General features: G+C 63.9%; 15 protein-coding genes. 12 read left to right on the top strand and 3 right to left on the bottom strand.

Features of this window, described 5'->3' with window-relative positions:
- Positions 1-186 precede the first annotated feature (186 nt).
- The 7 genes from ACGFWE_RS20400 to ACGFWE_RS20430 all read left to right on the top strand — a co-directional run bounded on the left by ACGFWE_RS20400 (position 187) and on the right by ACGFWE_RS20430 (position 15272).
- Complete coding sequence (locus ACGFWE_RS20400; protein ID WP_393600641.1) at positions 187-657, top strand: hypothetical protein; 471 nt, start codon at positions 187-189, stop codon at positions 655-657.
- A 338-nt stretch (positions 658-995) separates the two neighbouring features.
- Entirely contained in the window at positions 996-2045 is a 1050-nt protein-coding gene (locus ACGFWE_RS20405) for a hypothetical protein (protein ID WP_393600642.1), read from the top strand.
- Between the two features lie 1436 nt (positions 2046-3481).
- Positions 3482-4210, top strand: coding sequence for a hypothetical protein (locus ACGFWE_RS20410; protein ID WP_352390156.1), 729 nt, complete (start codon positions 3482-3484; stop codon positions 4208-4210).
- Positions 4211-5020: 810 nt separating this feature from the next.
- A complete protein-coding gene (locus ACGFWE_RS20415; RefSeq protein WP_393600643.1) occupies positions 5021-8029 on the top strand; it encodes a DUF499 domain-containing protein in 3009 nt (1002 codons plus the stop codon).
- Positions 8026-8439: a hypothetical protein gene (locus ACGFWE_RS20420; protein WP_393600644.1), complete on the top strand. Its 414-nt coding sequence runs from the start codon at positions 8026-8028 to the stop codon at positions 8437-8439. Before ACGFWE_RS20415 ends, ACGFWE_RS20420 begins: the two co-directional genes overlap by 4 nt.
- 274 nt (positions 8440-8713) lie before the next feature.
- On the top strand, positions 8714-11665 hold the full coding sequence (locus tag ACGFWE_RS20425; RefSeq protein ID WP_393600645.1) for a DUF1156 domain-containing protein: 2952 nt from the start codon (positions 8714-8716) through the stop codon (positions 11663-11665).
- Complete coding sequence (locus tag ACGFWE_RS20430; protein ID WP_393600647.1) at positions 11658-15272, top strand: DEAD/DEAH box helicase; 3615 nt, start codon at positions 11658-11660, stop codon at positions 15270-15272. Before ACGFWE_RS20425 ends, ACGFWE_RS20430 begins: the two co-directional genes overlap by 8 nt.
- Before the next feature lie 961 nt (positions 15273-16233).
- Here ACGFWE_RS20430 and ACGFWE_RS20435 read toward each other — a convergent pair.
- Entirely contained in the window at positions 16234-16491 is a 258-nt protein-coding gene (locus ACGFWE_RS20435) for a hypothetical protein (RefSeq protein WP_393600649.1), read from the bottom strand.
- Positions 16488-17597, bottom strand: a complete 1110-nt coding sequence (locus tag ACGFWE_RS20440; protein WP_393600651.1) for a DUF1152 domain-containing protein — start codon at positions 17595-17597, stop codon at positions 16488-16490. Before ACGFWE_RS20440 ends, ACGFWE_RS20435 begins: the two co-directional genes overlap by 4 nt.
- Before the next feature lie 81 nt (positions 17598-17678).
- Here ACGFWE_RS20440 and ACGFWE_RS20445 point away from each other — a divergent pair, with 81 nt between their 5' ends.
- From ACGFWE_RS20445 to ACGFWE_RS20455, 3 genes are all read left to right on the top strand, one after another.
- Positions 17679-18419: a GntR family transcriptional regulator gene (locus ACGFWE_RS20445; protein ID WP_392662682.1), complete on the top strand. Its 741-nt coding sequence runs from the start codon at positions 17679-17681 to the stop codon at positions 18417-18419.
- Between the two features lie 284 nt (positions 18420-18703).
- Positions 18704-19141, top strand: coding sequence for an ATP-binding protein (locus tag ACGFWE_RS20450; RefSeq protein ID WP_057603433.1), 438 nt, complete (start codon positions 18704-18706; stop codon positions 19139-19141).
- Between the two features lie 83 nt (positions 19142-19224).
- On the top strand, positions 19225-19953 hold the full coding sequence (locus ACGFWE_RS20455) for a GntR family transcriptional regulator (RefSeq protein ID WP_393600654.1): 729 nt from the start codon (positions 19225-19227) through the stop codon (positions 19951-19953).
- A gap of 21 nt (positions 19954-19974) precedes the next feature.
- On the opposite strand, the gene ACGFWE_RS20460 is transcribed toward ACGFWE_RS20455, so the two are convergent.
- Positions 19975-20445: a hypothetical protein gene (locus tag ACGFWE_RS20460; protein ID WP_393600656.1), complete on the bottom strand. Its 471-nt coding sequence runs from the start codon at positions 20443-20445 to the stop codon at positions 19975-19977.
- A gap of 301 nt (positions 20446-20746) precedes the next feature.
- On the opposite strand from ACGFWE_RS20460, the gene ACGFWE_RS20465 reads away from it, so the two are divergent.
- Positions 20747-21103: a hypothetical protein gene (locus ACGFWE_RS20465; protein ID WP_057603435.1), complete on the top strand. Its 357-nt coding sequence runs from the start codon at positions 20747-20749 to the stop codon at positions 21101-21103.
- Between the two features lie 5 nt (positions 21104-21108).
- Positions 21109-22494, top strand: coding sequence for an FtsK/SpoIIIE domain-containing protein (locus tag ACGFWE_RS20470; RefSeq protein WP_393600658.1), 1386 nt, complete (start codon positions 21109-21111; stop codon positions 22492-22494).
- Positions 22495-22497: the final 3 nt, after the last annotated feature.

The following is a 22497-nucleotide window of genomic DNA, read 5'->3' on the forward strand; positions in this document are numbered from 1 at the left end:
GCGGGTGGCCGATCTCGCGCCAGTCGAGCCGGTCGTATAGGCGTTTGGCGGCGATGAGCGGTTGGGACTCGTCCGCGTACTACCGCGTGTGACAAGAGGCTCGCGTCCTGACTCTTCCGCCGGCCGCCGTCGCCGTCTCCTACTCTGCGGTTACGTCCGAGCAGTTCAGATGGGGAGGGGACGACGATGGGCGGCACCGAGTGGAGCCACACGGGCCCGTATCAGCGGGACCTGACGGTCGCATTCCGGCAGGCTCAGGAAGAGACCCTGGCACAGGACAACCACGGTTTCGTAGGTCGATCCATCGAAGAACTGTGGCGCGACCCGGAGTGGCAGGAGTACATCTTCACAGGCGGCACGTGCACTGTGCTGGACTTCCCCCTCATGATCGATGCCGCGGATACCGACGATGGTCCGTTCATGCGGCCGCTGACTGACGACGAAGTGCGCGCGTGGGCTCCCCAAGGCCGACCCACATACGAGGAGTGGGACGACGCCCTCGATTCCGAGCGGCTGGCCTTCCCGGGCCGGGCCCAAGGAAACTGCACGGTGCTCTACCGTGACGGCCGACCCGTGAAGATCGGCTACTGGGGCGTCACGGCCGACTGGCGAACGGCACCTCTGCATGGTGCGGCCCCTCAGCGTTTCCGCTGGTGAAGGGGTCTTTGGGCACCTCATAAAGGGTGCCCTCGGCAGGATTCGAACCTGTGCACGCGGCTCCGGAGGGCATGCCGTACCAAGTCCCGGTGCCGCCCCCTGAACTGCAAGAACGTCTCTGGCCGAGCCTGGGTGGGGAGCGTTTAGTCGCCACTCACTCGAGGAGGCTCGCAGAGTCCTCCCGGCACGGTCCGTGGCCCGCGTGACTTCCTTCGGCCCTCAACTTTGAGCCTCGTGGCGGGAACAGCGCTCTACCTGCCGGTGATGTGCCCGGTCACCCTGTCAAGAGCGGTGGGCACGACAACTGGCTGAGTGTGGGGAGCGCTTGGGGGTGGCTGGTGGCCTACGTTCCTATCCTGAAGGGCAAGGCGGGGGAGTTTCTCGCGCTTGGACACGTCACAGCGGAGGTGCAGGCTCAGCTCCGCCCAGTGATGGAGATCGTGCCGGATTTTGAGCTCCGGGACTTGCTGGAGACCTTCTGCGATCACGCGATGGAGAACGTGCCAGACAGCATGGTCCTCACGGTTGACTGTGGTGCGTTGCCCCCGGTTCGCGTGCTCAGTGGGGACGCGGGCGGGCCCATGGTGCGGGTTGGGGAGTCTCTGGGGCTCCGCGGTGTTGCCATGTGCCCGGTCTTCAGGTGTTCCGATACTGACGAAGTGTTGGCTGAAGTAGCAGCGGTGTCCGCCGGCCACCGACAGGGAGCATGCCTGCGCGTATCGACGACGGAGGGCCTGAAGGATCCGCTCCCCTGCGCAGACGAGATACAGGACCTGCTCCGAGCGGTACACATGGCGCCAGAGGAAGTCGACTTGCTGCTTGATGCCGGTCCAGTGCACTCGGATCAGGCCCGGCAAGCCCTGGCCGAAGCGACCACTGAAGCCCTGAGGCGTCTCTCATGCTGGCCATGGAGGCGTCTCTGCGTGGCGGCCGGCGCCTTCCCGGTCAACCTGAAGGGATTCAAGCGGGGCGGAGCAACTCCTGTCGTCAGGGAGGACGCGCGATTGTGGCAGGCGGTCGCCGAGAAGTGGCCAGGGCGGCAACCTGAATTCGGGGACTTCGGCGTGACGTATCCCCGCATCCTGCCCAAGAGCCGTGGGACCCCAGATCCCAACATGCGATACACCACGGCGGCCGAGTGGCAGGTCTTCGTATATCCGCGGGTCAGGCCGGGCAACGACGACTTCTTCACCCTCAGCCAGGACTTGGTCAACTCGCCCTACTGGCCTGTCTCCGGAGCCGCTACGTCGTGGGGGGACGCTCGACTTCAGGAATGCGCTCAACGGAGGCGACTGAAGGCCGGTGGGGGCACCGAGTGGCGCGCCTGGGCAACGTCGCATCATCTAGCCGTCGTAACGTCTCAGCTGGCGACGACTGGGCATCCATAGAGCCGCAGTCGCGGAGTGGTGGCAAGGCCACCATCGAAGCGGTGGTTCGTGCCCAAAGGCTCCGGAGAGAGCGCGTGGTTCCAGTCCGAGAGAGGCTCTGACCGGCAGGAAAGTGCTTCTCGTGTCCCCTTGTGGAGCTCGTGGTGTCGGAGGTGCGTCGCACACTGAGTCTTCGGCGACCCGTTGCCGGACTACGGACGCAAAGCCGCGTATGACTGGCTCACGCCGAGGGACTGGCCTCTGGGAGATGTGGCAGACGCCGCAGCGGGCGACACGTCCAGGCGCCGTCGTCGCGCCCTGAACACCGCACTCGAACACGTGGTGGTCGCGGGCGACCTCTCGGAGAACCCGCTTGAGTGCACCCGTCGAAAGCACGTCGGCTCCAATGCCCTGGTGGACCGGCGAGTCCTCGTGAACGCCCTACAGGCCCGTCAGCTGCTCGTGACAGTGTCCTGCGTCGGGATCGTGGGATCGGTGCCGCGGGAGGTGTTCGGTGGCCTGCTACGTGGTCCTGAACTACGCGGGCCTCAGTGCGGCTGAGGCAGTCGGACTGAAGCGGTCTGACTGCCGTCTCCCGGACGCAGAACGGGCACGCTGACGCTCCGGGAGACGCCTCATGTCTCCGGAAAGCAGTGGACGGATTCCGGGGAACTCACGACCGTCGCGGGCCGAAAGCGAGCCGGCCAAGAGCGACTGACCGGTACCCATCCCGCCCGTTCCGGCAGCCATCCTGCGGGCGCACCTGGACGCGTTCGGCACGGCCGAGAAGGGCGTGTATTCGGTAATGAGCGCGGGGGAGTGGTCGGCTCTTCTGCCTACTGGCGGGTGTGGGAGGAGGCGCGGGAGTACGCGCTCCCGCCTGAGCGCATCGGCTCACCGTTGCCGGGCGCCCCTACGACCTGCGGCACGCCTGCATTACGCGGTGGCTGAACGCGGGGGCGCAGATCGCTGAGGTAACCCCGCGGGGCGGCAACTCCCCGGAGGTGATCCATCGCCGGTATCACGGCTGCGTCGACGGGCAAGAAGAGGTCGCCAACGCAGATTGAATGGTCAATGACTCTCAGGCCTCAATGCCTCTAGCTTGATGGTTAATTGAACCGTGCATGAATGTGTGTCAGTTCAATCCGACCACTGCGTTACCCAACTCGCACGGTTCGGCAACCGTGCCCATACTGGAAGAGAAGCAGATGTCAGCCACCACCACCGAGCGGTCTCAGCGCTCGCGGAAGCTGTGGCGGCACGAGAGGGTTTCGCGTCGGCTGAGATAGTTGTTGGCAAGAGCGCCGAAGGTTCGGGCGCCCGCCGCGGAAGCGAGCGCTTCGAAGCCCAGTGATACCTGTTGCGAATTGGAATCTCACGCCTGCCTTCCTGTCATGCGACCGGCTCGTCACCCAAGTCATGCAGCAGGCGAGAAAACGGGTCAGAAAGGCGATGTGATGTCAGATCGCATTCTTTACTACGGTGCGTCCACCGGGCGCGGGTGCGTTGGTACCGTCAGCGCCAGTAACGAGCTCGCGGATGAGGCTGTCTTCCCTGAGGGTAGTTTCGCCACGGACTGGACACAGCTCGCGGCACTCAGCGACGATCACGTTCTCTACTACGGCAAGTCCACCGGGCGTGGGTGCATCGGTTCTGTCAGCGTCAGTAACGAGCTCGCGGATGAGACTGTCTTCCCTGAGGGCAGTTTCGCCACGGACTGGACACAGATCACGGCACTCAGTGGGGATCGCATTCTGTACTACGCCAAGTCCACCGGGCGTGGGTGTATCGGTTCCGTCGACGTGGAAAGCGGCAGCCTCGCGGATGTCAGGGTTTTCCCTGAGGGCAGTTTTGCCACGGACTGGACACAGGTCACGGCACTCAGTGGGGATCGCATTCTGTACTACGCCAAGTCCACCGGGCGTGGGTGCATCGGTTCCGTCGACACCAACAACGACCTCGCGGATGTCAGGGTTTTCCCTGAGGGCAGTTTCGCCACGGACTGGACACAGATCACGGCACTCAGCGGGGATCGCATTCTGTACTACGCCAAGTCCACCGGGCGTGGGTGCATCGGTTCCGTCAACGCCCACAACGACCTCGCGGATGTCGAGGTCCTCCCCGAAGGCGCTTTTGCGACGGACTGGACACAGATCACCTTCCTGCGTCCGCCAGAAAAGCTGTAGTCACCGTCGGTAGTCGCTTTCAGGTGACCTTGTGGCGCCTCTACGTCACAGATCTGGCGAGCGAATCGCCTCCCCGACAGGGCCCCGAACCCTCGTTCATCGCATCGTTCTCGTGGCCTGGCGCCACGCCCTACGGCTGGTGAGTGTGTCGCAGATAGCGCGCGACGACTGAGAGACAACGAGAAAGAGCGGGAGTCAGTGAGACTGACTCCCGCTCTCTCATGTCGGCATCCGCACTGGGCAGAGCATGATTCACGCTGACTGACCGGCGAGTGCCCCCGGCAGGATTCGAACCTGCGCACACGGCTCCGGAGGCCCCATGCGCCTCAAGTGTTTCAGCAGCTCAGAGCGTCGGAGGTGGATGACCATCCTTCTCCGGTCCATGGATAGTCCGCGGACCGGCGAGGATTGGCCGCCGTCCGGGTCTGCCTCAGGGCCGTTGTCGGCTGAGCTCGAGGTCACGGCTTCGGCAGCCGGAGCGCAGGGCTGGCCATGGGTTGTGGTGCGACATCTGACTTTCCTGAGCCGTCGCTAAGGTCGTGCGGTGATGCCAACGGCTGTGGTCGTGTTGTGCAACGACCCCATGATCGGAAGGTGGCTCTGTCTTCAGGGTGGTCGACGACCAGGAGAGGCGTTGATCACAGAGCGTGCCTGTTTTCTTACTTTGCGTGGCGCCATTCCTGTGGAGCACTCGCGATGAAGCATGGTTGCGTGTTGCAAGCTGCGAGAGTCCATGTTCGATCAGGTCAGATTGAGCCCTAGGAGCCATCCCGCGGATACTGTGTGGGGCAGGTGGCGAAGGGGAGAAACGTGGAGAGTCTGTTTGGGCTGGTCGAGCCGCGCGATGACGTGCTGGCAGGCGAACTCACTGAGTCGCGCTTCGCCGCGTCACTTGAGGAGGTCATCGCAGGCACGGCCCCGGACACGTATGCCGACGCCGGACACTTCTTCGCGGCGACATTCCCGTCGGCCGGTCTGAAGTCATTGCTCAATGAGGTTCTGGGCCGCATCAGTGGTGGCAAGCCGGACGGCGCCAGCGTGATCCGGCTGGAAACTAACCTCGGCGGCGGTAAGACGCACAACCTCATCGCCCTCTTCCATGCAGCGCGAGGGCGACTCGATGCAGGTCGCGCGACAGAGTTCATGGATGCCTCGCTCCTCCCGACCCAACCAGTGGATCAGGTAGGCGCATTCGTCGGCACAAGCACAGGTGCGCAAAGTTTCCCTGAGGTCGCGGGTATCACCCCCCGTACAGTCTGGGGATACCTCGCCCTGCAGGTCGGTGGTGCTACTGGGTACGAGCTCGTTCGAGCGGATGACGAGGCGTTGACCGCTCCTGGATCCGATGCGATCAAACGGATGCTCGGAGACCGCCCGTCGCTACTCCTTATCGATGAGATCGCTCGCTACTACCACGTCGCCAAGGGCGTGCGAGTCGGCGAGACCACACTGGCCAGCCAGACCACAGCCTTCCTGATGGCGCTCATGGAAGCGGTCGACGGTCTGCCTCACGCAGCGTTGGTGATTACCACCACCGGGGTGACTGACGCATTCGGCGAGGCGACCAGCGATGTCCTGGAGGCGATCAACGAGGCTCGTTCGCTCATGGCGCGTAAGGAGCTGGTTCTCCGGCCCAGCGAGGAACCCGATCTCCCGAAGATCCTCGCGCGTCGCCTCTTCAAGGAGCTCGAGAGCGGAAGCGCTGCCGCTGCGGCGGCCGAGGCTTATGCAGAGGCCGCCGACGCCGCGTATGCCAGTGGCCTTGATCTGCCAGAGGGCATGGTCGGTAGCGGCTGGGCATCAGAGGTCGCGCGAACCTACCCGTTCCATCCCACTCTCATCCGGATCCTGGACAAGCGGCTGTCTACGATCCCGAACTTCCAGCGGACGCGCGGGGCGCTGCGGTTGCTTGCCCGTGCTGTACGTCGGCTGTGGGCTCAGCAGCCTGACCGTACCTACTTGATTCACCCACACCACATCGATCTTGCCGAGCGGGTTATCGCGGAGGAGCTCTCCAGTCGGCTGGAGCGACCGCAGTTCGAGCCTGTGATCCGGGCAGACATCGCCTCGCAGGCCGGGGCAGAACTGTCACATGCGGAGCGGGTCGATGAGCGTATGGGCGCGCATTACGGACGCCGCCTGGCCACCGCCGTCTACCTCTACTCCCTCACGCGTGACGTGCCGGGCGTGCAGCCACCCGAGCTGTTCGGCGCTTTGCTTGTCCCTGGGGACGACCCGAACCTGCTTCAGAAGGCCCTCGATGGCCTCGAGACTGCCTGTTGGTACTTGCACGCCGATGTGCGTGGTTATCGCTTCTCGACGGAGGCATCCCTGGTCAAGCTGATCCAGGAGGCCGAGAGTGAAATAAGCGTGACCAAGGCGCGGACCAAGGCGACGAAGATCCTCACTGACCAGTTCCGCGACAGCGCACTCAAGGTCCGCCGCTTCTGGGACGACGCAAAGGTCCCGGACAACGCCGAAGACGCCTGGCTTGTCGTCATGCACTGGGACGACTTTGGCGATCCGCGCGGCGTCGACCCTCACGGCGCCACGCCGCCCAAGATTCAGGAGCTGTGGGAGCGCACTCCGTCCGGCGGAGTCCGCGAGTACCGAAACCGGCTGGTGGTACTGGCGCCGTCAATGGGCACGCATGAGGCGATGGTCCGTGCCGTTAAGACGCACCTTGCGCTTGAAGAGCTCTCCGCGAGTTCGGACACGCTCAACGCGCTGACGCCTGAAAAGCGTTCCGAGCTCAAGGACAAGGCCAAGGAGTCCGCGCTCATGGCCAGGGTCGCCGTTTGCAACCACGTGAACGCGCTGTATGTCCCCACGGGCCAGGGACTTGAAGCGGTGCAGCTTGATCAGGTCACCACCTCTTCGGTATGGCCCAATCAGACCGATGCGATCTTGAACCGTCTGGCCGCGATGGAAAAGACGCTGCGCGCTGGTGACAAAGCAATCGACCCTGCGCACGTAAAGAACAAGCTCGGCGACCTGATGAAACGGCCCCAGCCGACCGAAGAGCTAGTCAAGGCATTCGCGAGGCGTCCCGATCTCAAGATGGTCTTCGACCGAGCCCAACTCGTCTCCCTGATCAGCGCCGGCGTCCGCAACGGAGTGTGGGAGTACCAAGACCCAGACCGTGGCGACGATGGCTGGGCAACCAAGGAGCGCCCCGGTGCAAGCATCCGTCTCGCGGCTGATGTCCTTCTGCACCCGCCTGGTTCCGCCCCTGCGCCCGCTGAGCAGGCGTGCCCTCTTTGTGACACCGTCCACCCCGGCCGTGGATGCCCGGACGAGACGCTGAACGGTTCTCCGAGTGGTGGCACTCAGCTTGGCCTGCAACAGGCCAAGCCCGCAGAGTTCACTGGAATTGGCGCGGCTGGAAGCGCCTTTGCGCAGGCCCGCAGCGCAGCAGCGGACACTCAGCGTGAGAGTCTGCTGGAACTGAAGATCGAGATCGACCACCTGGGCGCTGGCGGTAGCCCGGAACTGCTGCGCCTCCACTCCATCGTCCCCGCGGCGACTTTGGGTGCGAACCTGACCTACGACGTAGACGTAGTTGTCGCCCTCGGCGACAGCCAGCTACACGCGGCCAAGGTCTCCTACCTGGGCACTCCGGGAGACTATGCCCCGCTCCGAGAAGCCCTCAAGCAGCTAATCGGACCGCGTGAGTCCGTTCTCAAGGCGTCGGTAACTGCGGTTTTCGCCAACCCGTTGCCGTTGTCTGGGGACGTAGTGGAACGGTTCGCTCAGGCTGCGCGAGACACTGGTCCTACCAAGTGTAGAATCTCGATGCGTACTGAGAGTGACGGATGAGCCGAGCCGAGCAGTACACCTGCCTAATTTCTCGCGATGAGGATGGGCGCATCGTCGCCGTTGACGTTGCCGCAGACGACCTCGACGGCGGCCACCGCACCATCCACGTGAACGGCGGCCGTGCCACGCACATCGCCGCCCCGCTCCAAGACGTTTTGCGTGCCGCTGGCTTCCGTGGCCGGGACTGGACTTCGCGGAAGCCGCTAGATCTCGATCCGATGCTGGGTGCGCACGCGGAACTGTTGTTGCGTGCGGTAAAACCGCTCCGACGGACCGATCGCATCGTCGACATCGCCGAGGGCGTAGCAGGAATGAGCCGGGAGGAGGCGGCGTACTGGCACGCCCAAGTGCAGCACAGACATGGGCTCAAAGCGCTGCGCATTCTCCTTGACGGCGGCAAGCGACGCTGACCCGCCGGCACCCCGACTGAAGACGGACTTGGTCACGCCGCTGAAGTGAGCACACGACGTCGGCGCGTGTTGATCGATGCCCTCACGATTGACTACCTCATGAGCTCACTGCATGAGTCCGCGGACTGACCTCCTGTGTCGGAGCGGAGTGGCATGCTGGGCCCCTCAGGACGACTCACGTTGATCTGAGTCGAGTGGTCCCGGTTATGTGCAGAGACGATTAGTAGGAGATGGCGGGCATGTCCGCTGTCCAAGAGCAACGGGAGGTCGGCCTGTGAGCCGCAGTTTGATCGAGCAATGGCTTCCGGCGGCCCCCCTTGGTGTCGAGAGCGTGCGAGAGCGCGCGACTTTCACCGCGCTGCCGCCTTCGTTTGCGCTTCACGTCTGGTGGGCAAGGCGTCCGCTCATCGCCAGTCGCGCGGCCGTAGTCGCTTCACTGCTGCCAGCATGGCCTTCCAGTGAGGAGGCTGCTGCAGATATAGAAGCTCGTCGTATTCTGGCCGCTCTAGAACAAGAGTTTTCTGGGGGAGAAGAGGCATACCACTCCTGGTTCATGAAGGCGATTGGGATCCTTGGCGACGCCGTGGCCCGGAAGAAAGAGATTAACGCTGCAAACGAAGCGGGAATCAAGCTTGTCGGAAATGGGTACGGGTATCCGCGCGCTTTTTCGGTGAGTCCTGATAAGTCAGTTCTCGAACGCATCCATCGTCTCTCTAGGATCCGCGCCTCCGATGACGCTTCGGAGGATGTGCCACAGGCCGTTCTAGACCTCTTTTCCGGAGGTGGGTCAATTCCCTTCGAAGCTGCACGATATGGATTTGACACGATCGCAAATGAGCTAAATCCGGTCGCGACGGCGGTGCTTCAGGGGACGGTGGCACTGCCAGCGGATATGGGTCCTCAGTTCGCAAAAACTATCGGCGACTGGGGAGGTCGCTGGACTGATCGAGTCCGTAAGCGCTTGGATTCATACTTCCCTCGGCAGGGAGCGGAGGTCATCGTTGCCTACGTGTGGGCTCACACCGTCCCGTGCCCGACAACAGGTCGACCGACACCATTGTCTCCAGATTTCTGGTTGGCGCGAGGAAATTCCGGTCGGAGTGTCGCGGTTGCGCTTGAAGTGGATACAGCTGCCGGCACGTATGAGCTAAGTGTTGTGGAGGGTGAGGAAGCAAAGAAATGGGGCGAACGATCTACGTATAAAAGGGGGACTGCTACGAGCATCTGGACAGGTGAAACGTTCTCCGGCCAGTATATTAATGCCATGGGTAATGAGGGGCGGGTTGGGCAAATGCTGCTCGCCGTCGCCTTTTCTCGAGATGACGTCAGGGGGCGACATTTCCGGTCCCCTTCTTCGGTTGATCTCGCTGCGGTTGAGGCGGCAGAGGGGGAGCTTGCGTCTCGCTTGCCTGGATGGGAGATCGCAGACCTCGTTCCGAATGACCCTATTCCTGATGGATGGAAGACCAGCGAGCCTCGCAGAATGGGCCTCACTCGTTGGTCCGACATGTTTTCGCCCAGGCAACTGCTCGCCAATATGACAGCATTGGAAGAGCTGCGGGTTATTGTAGCTGAAGCACGTTCCGAGATGGGTGACGATCGGGGCCGAGCTCTAGGGCTTTACCTGGCGCTAGCGCTGGACAAGGCGTGCGATTACAATGGCATGCTCAGCAGCTGGGATGCGACGCGGATCAAGATTCGCAACACCTTCGATAGACATGACTTCGCCTATAAATGGTCATTTGCCGAATTTGATGGCGCTCACTCATTGCTTCCATGGACCGTGAGCCAGGTTGAACGTGTTTATGCCGGCATGTGTAAGCTCACCCAGCAAGACGCGGCGCTTGACGACCAAGAAGAGCGGCGGGCACAGGCCCGTATCATTCGTGGATCGGCCACGTCTCTCCCTCTCCCAGATGCGTCCATTGATGCCGTAGTGACTGATCCTCCGTATTACGACAACGTGATGTATGCGGAGATCTCTGACTACTTCTACGTTTGGCTGAAGAGATCGCTGCGCGACACATGGCCGCAGTTCACAGATCTCGTGCTTACCGACAAAACCGCTGAAGCCGTTGCCAATCCGTCTCTCTTCAAAGACGTGGCGGCTCCTGCCCGTCGCGGGCGCCGCAAAGATGATGGTGCCAAGACTGCCGCCCAGCTGGCAGATGAGCGGTACGAAGAGCTGCTCAAGCAGTCCTTCGGGGAGGCGCACCGTGTTCTTAAGCCAGCTGGTGTTCTAACGGTGATGTTCACGCACAAGCGGATCGACGCATGGGACACCCTAGGTGCCGCCTTGCTCGATGCCGGATTCTCTATTGACGCCTCGTGGCCTGTGCAAACTGAAAGCGAGCACTCTCTCCACGTGGCCAAGAAGAACGCTGCCTCGTCCACTATTTTTCTTGCCTGCCGTAAGCGCGCTGGAAGTGAGCCCGCCTTCTGGTCCGATATTCGCCGCGACGTTGAGCGCGCGGCTGAGGAGGCTGCTGGTCGTTTCGCAGCCCAGGGTATGACGGGTGTCGATCTTACGATCGCGACCTATGGCCCTGTGCTGTCTGTGCTCTCTGACCGCTGGCCGGTCTACACTGGCCAGCTCGACGCCGATGGCAACTCAGAGGTACTGCGACCCGATGCAGCTCTCGATCTTGCTCGTGAGAAGGTCGCTTCGCTGAAGAAGCGGAATCTGCTGGGCGGCCGAGACATCGACTTCGATAGGATTACCGACTGGTACTTGCTCGCGTGGAGCGACTTCGCGGCCGCAGAGTTTCCTTATGACGAAGCCCGGAAGCTTTCCATCGCGACGCACCTTGAGCTCGACGATCTTGCCAAGCGACACAAGGTAGTCAAGGCGTCGAGCGGAAGCGTCACCCTGCTCACGCCGGCACAGCGAGTTACGGCGGGTGCGCTCGACCCAGATGCAGCGGAATACGGGACCTGGCTGGACCGGCTGCACGCTCTGATGTCGCTGTACGACTCGGATGGTCTTGGCGCAGCGAAGGCTTGGCTCAACCGCACTGGTCTGGCTGACGACCCCACCCTTACCGAGGTGGTTCGCGCCGCGCTGCACGCGATTCCCCGTGTGAAGGACAAGGGAGCTTTCGCCCGCCCGGAGGCGCGAATCCTGGACAGCCTCCGAGCCGCGCTGTTCGACAACATCGAGCCGCCCGCCGATGAGGTGGAATCCGTTGCCATCCACGAGCAGCAGACCTTCGGATTCGATGTCTGAACTCAATATCACGACGCTGCCCGGCCTGCGAGGCTTGGACCTCAAGCCGGGCTATGACTCCAGCGACCGCGTGCTGGAGGCGTTCTACATCCCGGCGCTGTCGCGGGCAGTACAGTACGACCGCTCAGTTGGGTACTTCCGCTCTTCTTCGCTGAGCGTTGCCGCGCGTGGTCTGTCCCGTTTCATTAATGGTGGCGGACGCGTGCGGCTGCTGTGCGGTGCCGAGGTAAGCCCGGGGGACCGGGACGCCCTACTCGGCCGCGCCGAGATCGGCCCGGCCTTCGCCAAGAAGCTTGCGGATGCACTGGTTACCGAGTCGGAAGTGGATCGACGTCGGCTTGAGGTGCTTGCTTGGCTGGCGAAGGTAGGGCGTCTCGACGTACGGATTGCGATCCCGGTGGACCAGGACGGGGCGCCCATTGTTGGCGGCAGCATGGACCCGTACTTTCACGAGAAGATTGGTGTCCTGCGCGATACGGCCGGGGATGGGGTCGCGTTCCAGGGGTCAGTCAATGAGTCGGCTCAGGCGTGGACCCGCAATTTCGAGTCCTTCTCTGTCTATCCCTCGTGGGCTGAGGGGGCAACGTACTTCAGCCATTGGGCGTTGAAGTTCGAGGAGCATTGGGCCGGCCGAATGGTCGGCTTCAAGGTGTATGCCCTCCCGGATGCGACCGCGGAGCGCTTGCTGAGCATGGCGCCGGATGTTATGCCCGGTGAAAGGGATCCCGAAGAGCCGGAACCGATGGGTGACGACACAGTCGTCGCTCGTTACTTGCAGGTGGCTCCGGCCCTCGTGGGGGCGGAAGATTTGCCAGTGGCAACTACTGGGCTGACGCTTTTCCCGCATCAGCAGCAGGTAGTTGAACGGCTTGCCGGTCTCTACCCGCGCTCCTGGCTGCTCGCCGACGAGGTGGGTCTTGGCAAGACCATCTCGGCTGGCATGTCGTTGCGTCGGCTGCTGCTATCCAAGCGTGTGCGACGCGCCCTGATCCTGGCGCCCGCGAATGTCTGCCGGCAGTGGCAGGACGAGCTCTTCGAGAAGTTCGGGCTATGGGTTCCCCGTCTCGAGGGTGGCAAAATCTACGGTGCTCACCCTGATGACGTGCGGAGTGTCGTACCTGGGGTAAATCCGTGGGAGTCTGAGCCGGTACTGATCGCCTCCAGTCATCTGGCGCGCCGGCCGGCTGAGCAGGAGCGGCTCCTTGCGGCCGGCCCGTATGACCTCGTGATCGTGGATGAGGCGCACCACGCTCGCCGTACTCACATTGATGAGGATGAATACCGCCCGGGTCGTCTGCTCGAACTACTCGATCGCATCACACAACGGGGAGCGACCAAGGCACTCTGGTTGCTGACTGCGACACCGATGCAGGTTGCTCCGATCGAGCTGCGTGATCTGCTTGTCCACGTAGGTTTGCAGGGCCCTTTGGCTAGCCCGCATGCGTTCGAGAAGTACTTCCGTGAAGTAGGTAGGAGCGACGGTCCGAAGGACCGCAAGACAGCTTGGGCGTGGTTGGACCAGACGCTGCGCGATACACCTCGGCTACCGCGTACCGCAGCTGAGGAAGCAGTTCTGCAGCGAATCCGAAACCAGGTAGGACCGGTAGCGGCGGCCCGCATCGCAAAGTTTGGTACGGGTGACCTGCCGGGAGAGGAGATCGCCCAGGAGCTGACGCCTACTGGACTTGCTGCGCTGCGGGAATGGCTGTCCTTGCTCAGCCCTGTTGGTCAGTTCGTCACTCGACACAGCCGTGAGACGTTGAAGCTGTACCGGGATCGTGGACTCCTCACGGAAAATCTTGCCGATCGGGACACTCAGCCGGTCATCATCCCCTTCACCCAAGAAGAGCAGGAACTCTACGACGAGCTCGACGACCTCATCGACCGCCTCATGTCTGCTCATGGAAGCAAGCGTGGTGCCGGCTTTGTATTGACCGTCTATCGCCGTCGCCTCACCTCCTCTTGGGCGGCAATCCAGGCGACTTTGACGAAACGGCTTAATCGCGAGGCACTGGCGCTCGATGACGACCAGGCGGCAGAAGACTTCGAGGAGGCATGGGGCGACACTGGACTTAACGGTGGGGTAGAGACCGGAAACGGCCACCACGTCAATGACGCTCAGGCATTGCCGCTGACGCCGACCGAAATAGAGGACGTCCGGGGATATATCGGTCGGATGAAAAACGTCCCGGACTCGAAGTTCGACCGGTTGCGCTTCGATCTGGACGCTGCTCGTGGGCGGGGCCATTCAGCTATCGTCTTCACCCAGTACACGGACACGCTGCTTAGCCTTCGGGACCGGCTTGTCGGAGCCTATCGGTCACAGTTGGCCACCTTCACCGGACAAGGCGGACAGGTCTTCCGTGAACACGAAGGCTGGGTCGACATCTCCAAACGTGACCTTGTCGATGCTGTGCGTTCCGGGCGTGTGACGGTCTTGCTGGCCAACGATGCGGCAAGCGAAGGACTTAACCTCCAGGCGTGCAGCTTCCTCGTCAACTACGACATGCCATGGAACCCGATGCGCGTGGAACAGCGCATCGGCCGTGTGGATCGTCTCGGTCAGGCGCGTGACGTTGTGCACATCCGAAGCTACTTCGTACCCAACACGGTCGAGCAAGATGTGTACACGGCGCTTGCCGGGCGGATCGACGACTTCCGTCAGCTACTTGGACAGCTTCAGCCGATTCTCGGCGCCACCGAACGTGCCTTTCAGGCGATCTTCAAGGCGCCGAAGAGCGAGAGGGCCTCGGCTCAACAACAAGCGATCCGTGAGCTGGTCGACCAGATCGACATCGTGCGACAGGAAGGTGTCAGCTTCGGTTCTGAGGATGCGATGCCGCTGCCTGTGCCTGCCCCTTCTCCCGTCACCCTGGAAGACCTACGCGAGGTTCTCTTCGAACGGTTCGGTGCGGTGCTCGACCAACCTGGCCGACCCGTCACCTCTGACCCTGCCCGGGCGTCGCGTGATGGGGAGAGCTGGACCGCATTGGCGACGTATGGTCACCCTGTCCTGTCCGAAACGCTCGCCCGTAGGGCCGGAACAAGCCTTCCCGATGACAGTGCGCTGGTTATCACCGGCAATGGGGCATGGCCCAGTGTTGCGGTACGTGCTGACCGTACTCCGCCAACTTTGGTGCGAGGGCTGAAGGATGTTGACAATCTTGGAGCTGCGGCCGCGCGTGGCGAGGCTGAGGAGAGATCCAACGATATTCGGATCGATGCTGCGAGACGACAGCAGTCGTATGAAGACGCCCTCACCGCCACCCGCAAGCAAGCTGTCTTGGAGGGCATTCGAACGAAGTTCGTTGCCCTTGTGCACGAGGCTTTGGCTACTGGTTGTGCGGCCGCGCGTTATGACGGCGGCGCCAGCGTCGATCCTCTGACCATCTGGCACGCTCTGAATACAGACGAGACCTCGATGTGGGGCTACGCGGAGGCGACCCGTGGGAAGCTGAACGTGCCGCTCGCCCGACTCATCCCGGCCCGCTTGGGTACCCAATTGGCGCCGATTTCACCGGAGGCTTGGGATGAACAGCGGCGGCAACTGGGAATCCAACTCGGCGGACTTATGACTTCGATGCGGGTCGCCTTTCTTGCGCGGTGACCGAAAGCCTGGACACTCGCCACGGCTGTCCGCCTCCTATATCTGAAGAGAGTCTCACTTCTGTGCCTTGACCGGATGAATTATGAGGCAACGGGTCTTTGAGGCCTGCCAGCCTCTAGAGGCGCTGGCTACCTTGCCGAATCTCAGACGGGACGTTGAAGGAGTCGTCAGGATTCTCTCGCGGAGAGCCAAGCAAGGTTGGCGGAGCGGGTTTGGCCGGTGGCCTGCCCGGTCTGGGGTCGAGCATGATCAGGGGGCCGTACGCTGGTACGCAACTCGGGCAGGCTTTGGGCCTGACCGCAATTAGCACGAGTGGCCCCCTGGTCTTGCTCGACGCGGGACCCTGACCGGGGAGGTGGCTAAAGCCGTGGAGCCGACCCCCCAGCCACGGCGGGGTTCTTTACTCTCAAGGTCGTGCCCCCGTTGGGCCGGTGGTCTGGTGCGGGATCAGCGGGCCGTACGAACGCCCGTGCATCTGGCAGCGCCAGCCCGCATGCCACCGCCACCACGATCCGGCCTCTTTCGGTAATACAAAGCGTCTTTGACCTGCGCTGTTAGGGATCACGGTTTGTCCCCGTGCCTGAGTTGGGATATGGCCGCTGTGTGCGGTGACGGACGGGCGGCGCCGTGCGGCCGGTGGCGAAGACACTGAGGCGGCGCGGCGGCGACCGGCCGGCGCCGCCGCGCTTGGTGCGGCCCTCGGTTTATCCGACCTACTGGTGTAGGCAATTGGGTGGAAAGGGTTGCGGCCTGGTCCTGGAAGCGGCGCGTTGAGGTCCGACCACGGTTGAGTCTTTCTCTCCTGAGGCCGGATCGTGGTGGCGGTGGCATGCGGCCGTGAGCGGCCGTTGATGCGCTTGGTCGGAGTGTGCGGCGGTCGGGTTGGCGATGATCGATGAGCGCAATTGGCCGCCGGACGAGCGAGCGCAGCGAGCCTTGAACCCGTGAAGAAGGTTGTAACTCAGGTCGCTGGTGGGCTTGACGGGTCCTCGGTGGCTTGAGCTTTCTTGGTCATCGCGAGGCTTCGGGATTCCGCGGCTGCTTGCTGGAGGGCTTCGGCTACCTGGTCGGCGTCGTCGGCGGAGAGCTGGATTTCTTGCGTCCAGAGGATCGACAACCTGATGTTGCCGGTCGCCAGATTCAGGGCCACGTCGGCTTCCGCCCCGGTGCCGGTGGCGTCCCGTGCATCCAAGCTGAGATCGCTCCTGAAGACGCTCATCGTGGTTGCGTCTCCTCGACGGCTGACAGCTCCAAGAGGGGCGCTGCGTATCGCTTCGGTCGGCTATGGATGAGCAGTGCCCGTAGGTCTTCGCGCTGGCTGCCGGGCAGGCCCAATGCCTCGGTGAGCCGGCGGAACGTCGTGTGGGTGACTCCGCGGCTTCGAGCCTCGTTCTCGAACTCGTCGAGCTGCGGCAGCACGGTCGCAGGATCGAGCTTCACCGCCGGCTGGTCCTTGAGCCATGCGGCCTTGTTGCGCTCGTAGTCGATCTCGGAGTAGCCGCAGATCTCGCGGCTGTGTGCTTCGATCTCGTCCAGGGTAGTGGTCGAGAGGATGGCGCGAGCCAGCTGGTTGCGGTTCAGGGCGTCGTCCAGGTCGACTTCGTGGACCGTCGGGCCGGCTTCCGTGAGTGGGATGGGGAGTCCTGCATCCCGGACTTCGCAGATGCCGCGTATTCCTCGTGCTGTTGCAGCGAGCATCCCGGTTGCCTCGGACGGGTGCCACTCCAGGACTGCGCTGACCGGCTCAGCGTCCTTCGCGGTGAAGGTGTGGACGAGGGGACCAAGCAGGCTGCGTACCTCGTCGGGCGGAAGTTCACCGTCCAGGCCGGGGCCTGCGACCAGGAGCCGCACGGGAGCGTTCACCTGGCAGCATGCAGCCAGAGTCAGAGCGTCGGCAAGCGGGCTCTTGAGCGTGGGCTCATCGCCTCGCGCGAGGATGTCACCTCCCACGTCCAGGAGGTCGATTGAGTCCGGCCTCAAGCGGCTGATCAGCTCTTCGAGTTGGCGCGTGACGCCTTGGACGCCGTGATGCGGATCGATCAGGGCGAAGGTGTGCGGGAGCTCTGCCGCGAGCCGGGGGAGTGTGGAGCCTGCTGGCGCGATCGGGCGGGCTTCGGCCGGCACCGACCAGACCGACGGGGTGAGTGGTTCGAGTCCCGTGAAGTCGGCGGGGCCGCGGGGGCCTGGGATCGGGTCGACCAACAGGCGGTCCCACGCGTAGGTGAGGATCACCGCCTGGTCGTCGTCGCCGTACAAGGCGGCGTCAAGCATTGCGGCGGCGACTGCGTCGCCCCCTCCTCCTGCTGCGACGATCAACCGCGTCATGTGCGCAACATTACGGGTTCGGGGTCTGGCCACTCACCCTATAGTGGCTAGAGGCCATAGCCACTTGGACGAGGAGGGGACATGCCTCAGATCGAAGAGGCGCAACCGAAGTATCTCCAGATCGCTCACTACATCCGCGATCAGATCCTTCGGGGCGACCTCAGGCCGGGTGACGAGGTGCCCTCTGAGCGGCAGCTTGCGACGAACTGGAAGGTGTCCAGGCCGACGGCCGCACGGTCGTTGGAGGCGCTGAGCAACCAGGGGCTCGTGGAGAAGCGGCAGGGTTCTGGCACGTACGTGCGCAGCCTTGAAGTGAACCGCAGGGCACGGGAGTTGTACGGGCGGGCGCGACAGACGGGGAAGATCTACACCCCTGGTGAGTACGCGGTCATTACCTCGGCCGGCTGGTTGGATGCTCCGGATCATGTCGCTGAGGCGCTGGGCCTGGTGAAGGATCGGCGGGCCGTACACCGTAGGCGCGTGACGAACAATCAGGACGGGCCCATCACCCTGTCCACTTCGTGGTTCGCGCCGGACGTCGGGCAGCGTGCGCCCAAGCTCCTGGAGCCGGAGCGGATCCAAGAGGGCACCCTGATGTACGTCGAGAACATGACGGGGCGGCAGGGGAGTTACGCCGAGGATCGGATGTGTGCCCGGCAGGCGACCGACGAGGAGTCGGCAGACCTGCAACTCGAACCCGGATCCGCGGTCTTGATCGTGCACCACGTCGTCTTCGACCTCCAGGACCGGCCGTTGGAGTTCGCCGAAGCCACGTACCCGCCGCAGCGCTGGGCGTTCGAGCAGGGCTACCCCCTCACCTGAGCGCACTTGATGGATCGTCATTTGGCACTTTCGCTTGCGCAGCGCGAGTGGCTAATGCCACTATCCATTAAGTGGCTAAGGCCACTTAATGAAGGGGGCACGTTGTGACGGGTCAGCGGCCGGAGCAAGGCGCGCACTTAGCTTGCCGAGGATGCCGTGGGCGGGGCTGGAAACGCGTCAGCTCGCGCACGGCCCTGGCGCTGTCCACCGTCGACGACCGTGCCCGTGCCGCATCGAAACGGCGCTGCCTCGACTGTGACGGCAGCGGCAAGGAGTGAGCACGGATGGCCTTTACGATCGATCGCTATCCCTCTGAGGACTCGCCGCGACTCGGGGCGATGACCCTGTATCCCGTCGCTGAGTCCGTGCACCTGGCCAGGCGTTGGTTCCGGAAGTTCATCGCCCCTTACAACCCGGCCTGTTCGGTCGACGACTGCGTACTGATGATCTCGGAACTCGTGACCAACGCCATCGTCTACGGGCGGTCGGATGAGGTGTGGCGTGTCCGGGTGGAGTGGTTCCGGGACGGGGCCTCGCTCAAGGTCGAGGTGCACAATGCCGGCTTCCCGGCCAGGGTGAGGCTGCGGCAGCCTGACGCTGTCGACGCGCACGGGCGCGGACTGCTCCTCGTCGACTCCATTGCCGAGTCCTGGCACTCAGGGCCCAGTCGCTTCGGCGGGACGGTCGTCTCCTTCGTGATGGCCGATGCCTGGCCGACCTGAAGGGGGAGCCGGGTTCTTTTCTATATGCACTGTCGCTAGTCTGGTTGACCAGTTGACTTGGCCAATCCTGATGGGCGGCGTGCATGGCGTATGAAGTAGAGGCGCCGAAGTACGTACGCCTCGCGCAGACGATCCAGCAGCGCATCGAGGACGGCACGTACCCGCCGGGCACGAAGGTCCCCAGTGAAAATCAGCTGGTCCAGGCGTTCGGAATGTCCCGCCCTACCGTCGTGCGCGCCCTTGAGCTGCTGAAACGAGACGGTTGGATCGAGTCCCGGCAGGGCTACGGCACCATCGTGCGCGGACGGCCGGTCGACGTCGAGCAGCAGGAACGCCGCGGGCGCGAAGTGCTGGAGCGGGATGAGTCGCGGACTCCTGGACGCCTGGTTCTAGTGGACCAGGTGCCGGTACCGGCGCGTGTCGCCTCCGTGCTCGGGTTGCCCAAGCGGGCCAAGGTCCTGATGCGCCGATTCCTGGTCGAGGTGGATAGCGAGGCTGTTGAACTCGCGTCCTCGTACTTCCCGGCGGGCCTCGTCGAGGGCACCGAGTTGGGGGGCTCCGAGCCGCTGGGCGTCGGCGTCCGGGAACACCTTGAGGGCCGGAAGAAGGTCCGATTCGACCATGTGACGGAGCGCGTCTCGGCCCGGATGCCGGATGCCGGTGAGGCTGAGCTCCTCGGTCTGCCTGATGGAGTGCCCGTCCTCAGCGTCCTGGTCGTCGCCCGCGACGCGTCCGGCCAGGCTTTGCAGGTCTCTGACGTGCTACTCCCAGCCGATCGGCAGGAGCTTGAGGACACTTACCGTCTGAGCTAAGCCCCAGGGCGGTACGCCAGTTCAGCGCCTGGCCTGGTAGTACGCGTCGTTAGCTTCACGCGCCTGCTCCTGCCAGAACAGTGCGAGGAAAAGCGCAAGGACCAGTTCAGCTGGCAGTGCATCGCCCTCGCCGGGAAGCTGGGCTCGAATGGGGCTGCTGCCGTTGTGGTCATAGACGATCTCAAGAGGGCCAACGCCACACACGCTGCTGTGGGTGTCGTATCTCAGTTCATGAGGGCCTATGCGCAGCAGCTGGGCTCCGGACCTGTTGTGTTCGCAGTTCCATTGTCCGACAGTGCGGGGCAGGCTCGACCATCGACGGTAAGTGATCTCGGTGCCGCCAACAGAGCTCAGAAGTGAACTGAACCGTTGGTACTCGATCGACCAAGAACCGAGGGTGCGGGGTCGCCTGTCCCGCCGCTTATAAGTGATCTCCAAACGGCCGATGGCACGCAAGCGGCCAGCCCTGTCATAGGTGAGTTCGATGTCCATACGTCCGGCTCGCTTCCGGGAGGCGTCCCCTCGCGACAGGGCTGAGCGCGAGTCAGCGTGCCGCGGTGCGAATGCTCCTCCGTGGAGCTGCATCCAGCTTCGCACCTCCCTCTCACTCCCGCAGAGTGGCGGTCTGGCGGGGCCTGCAGCCTTGACGTTGTGCTGGGTCTTGAGGCAGCCCGCTACGTCAACATGGGCGGCACCGAAGCCACTTGACAAGTCAACCTGGCATCTCTAACTTCGAACTTGCTAAGTCAACTTGTCAGGTGGCGAGTTGGTCGACTCCAAAGGAGAAATCTCTGTGCGTGTGATCCGCGTTGACGCCTCGACCGCGACGATCCTGCTCACCGAAGCGCCGGCACCGAAGGTGCGTGACCGGCAGACCGGTGAGATCGCCAAGGACGCCGTGAGCGGTGAGGCGCTGATGACCGTCGGCGTCGTCTTCATCGACGAGGGGGACTCGTCGCTCATCCAGGTCACGGTTCCCGAAAGTGGTGTGACGGAGGGCCTGACCGTCGGTGCTCCGGTGTCCCTGCCGGGGCTCATTGCCCGGCCGTGGGAGAGCGTGTTCAACGGCCAGCAGCGGCACGGCATCGCCTACCGCGCTACCGCGATCGCGCCGGGTGCCTTCCCGGTCCCGGTCGCTCAGGCGGGCTGATCGTCGTGACGGACCTGATCACGTTGGCCGAGCTGGGCGCACCGCTCGCTGCGATAGGCGGCGCGGCCTACGTCCGCCACGCCAACCCGGCCGCGTACTGGTCCACGGTCGGGCTGCCGGTTTCGGTGGCCCGGCTGCTGGCCTCGTACTCCTCGACCATGGACGCCTGCGGCCTGACCGTCGCGCCGTCCCGGTTGCGGGTGCTGGCCATCAAGGCGACCAGCCGCCGGGAGATCCGTCCGGTCCCGCCTCGGCGGGGCATCATCCGGCCTACTACGACCGGCCTGCGCGTCCGGCTCCGCCTCGCTCCGGGGCAGGAACCCGCCGACGTCGCCGCCTCGGCGGAACGGCTCCGCCACGCCTGGGGCGTGCACGGCGTGTACGTGAAGGACGTGAAGCCCGGTGTCGTCGAACTGCGGCTCATCGGCTTCGACGTCCTGCGCAAGGTCCGGATGCCCCGTCGGATCGAGGGCGGGTTCCTCAAGGTGCCGGTGGCGCTGAGGGAGGACGCCACGGCGTTCTTACGCGACTACCGCGCCGTGCCACATGAACTCGTCCTCGGCGCAACGCTGTCCGGCAAGTCCATGTACCTGCGGAACCTGATCACCGGGCTTGCCCGGCAGTCCGTCGCCCTGGTCGGCGTCGACTGCAAGCGGGGCGTGGAGCTGGCTCCGTTCGCTTCCCGCTTTGCCGCGCTGGCGACCGATCCTGAAGAGGCCGCCGAGCTGCTCCCGGTCCTGGTCAAGGAAATGGAGGACCGATACGACCTGATCAAGGCTCGACAGGGGATCGCCCCCGGCATGCCCGACGAGGAGATCACCTCAGATATCTGGGGACTGCCCGAGAGTGAACGCCCGGTACCCGTCGTGCTGTTCGTCGACGAGGTGGCCGAGCTCTTCCTCGTCGCGACCCGCAAGGACGAGGAACGCCGAGACGAGATGGTCACCCACCTCATCCGCCTCGCTCAGCTGGGCCGCGCGGCCGGCATCTACCTGGAGGTCTGCGGGCAGCGCTTCGGCGCCGAACTCGGCAAGGGCGCGACCATGCTGCGGGCCCAGCTCACCGGCCGCGTATGCCACCGCGTCAACGACGAAGCCTCGGCCAAGATGGCCCTCGGCGACATCGCCCCCGAAGCGGTCGACGCCTCCTGCGCCATCCCTGCCGAGCTGCCGGGCCTGGCCGTGGCCGGTGACACCTCAGGCGGCTGGTCCCGCATCCGTACTCCGTACCTCTCCCTCGCCGCCGCTGCGGCCACCTGCCGGGACACGGCTCACCTCGCTCCGGACGTTCCGGCGCTCACGCCGTTCCGGCCGTACGTCCCGCCCGTAGTCCTCGACAGCCCCCAACCGGTACCCACCGCGCGCCTCGCCTGCGACACCCCGGAGGACTGAGCG

Source organism: Streptomyces sp. NPDC048523 (assembly GCF_043199815.1).
Taxonomy (GTDB): domain Bacteria; phylum Actinomycetota; class Actinomycetes; order Streptomycetales; family Streptomycetaceae; genus Streptomyces.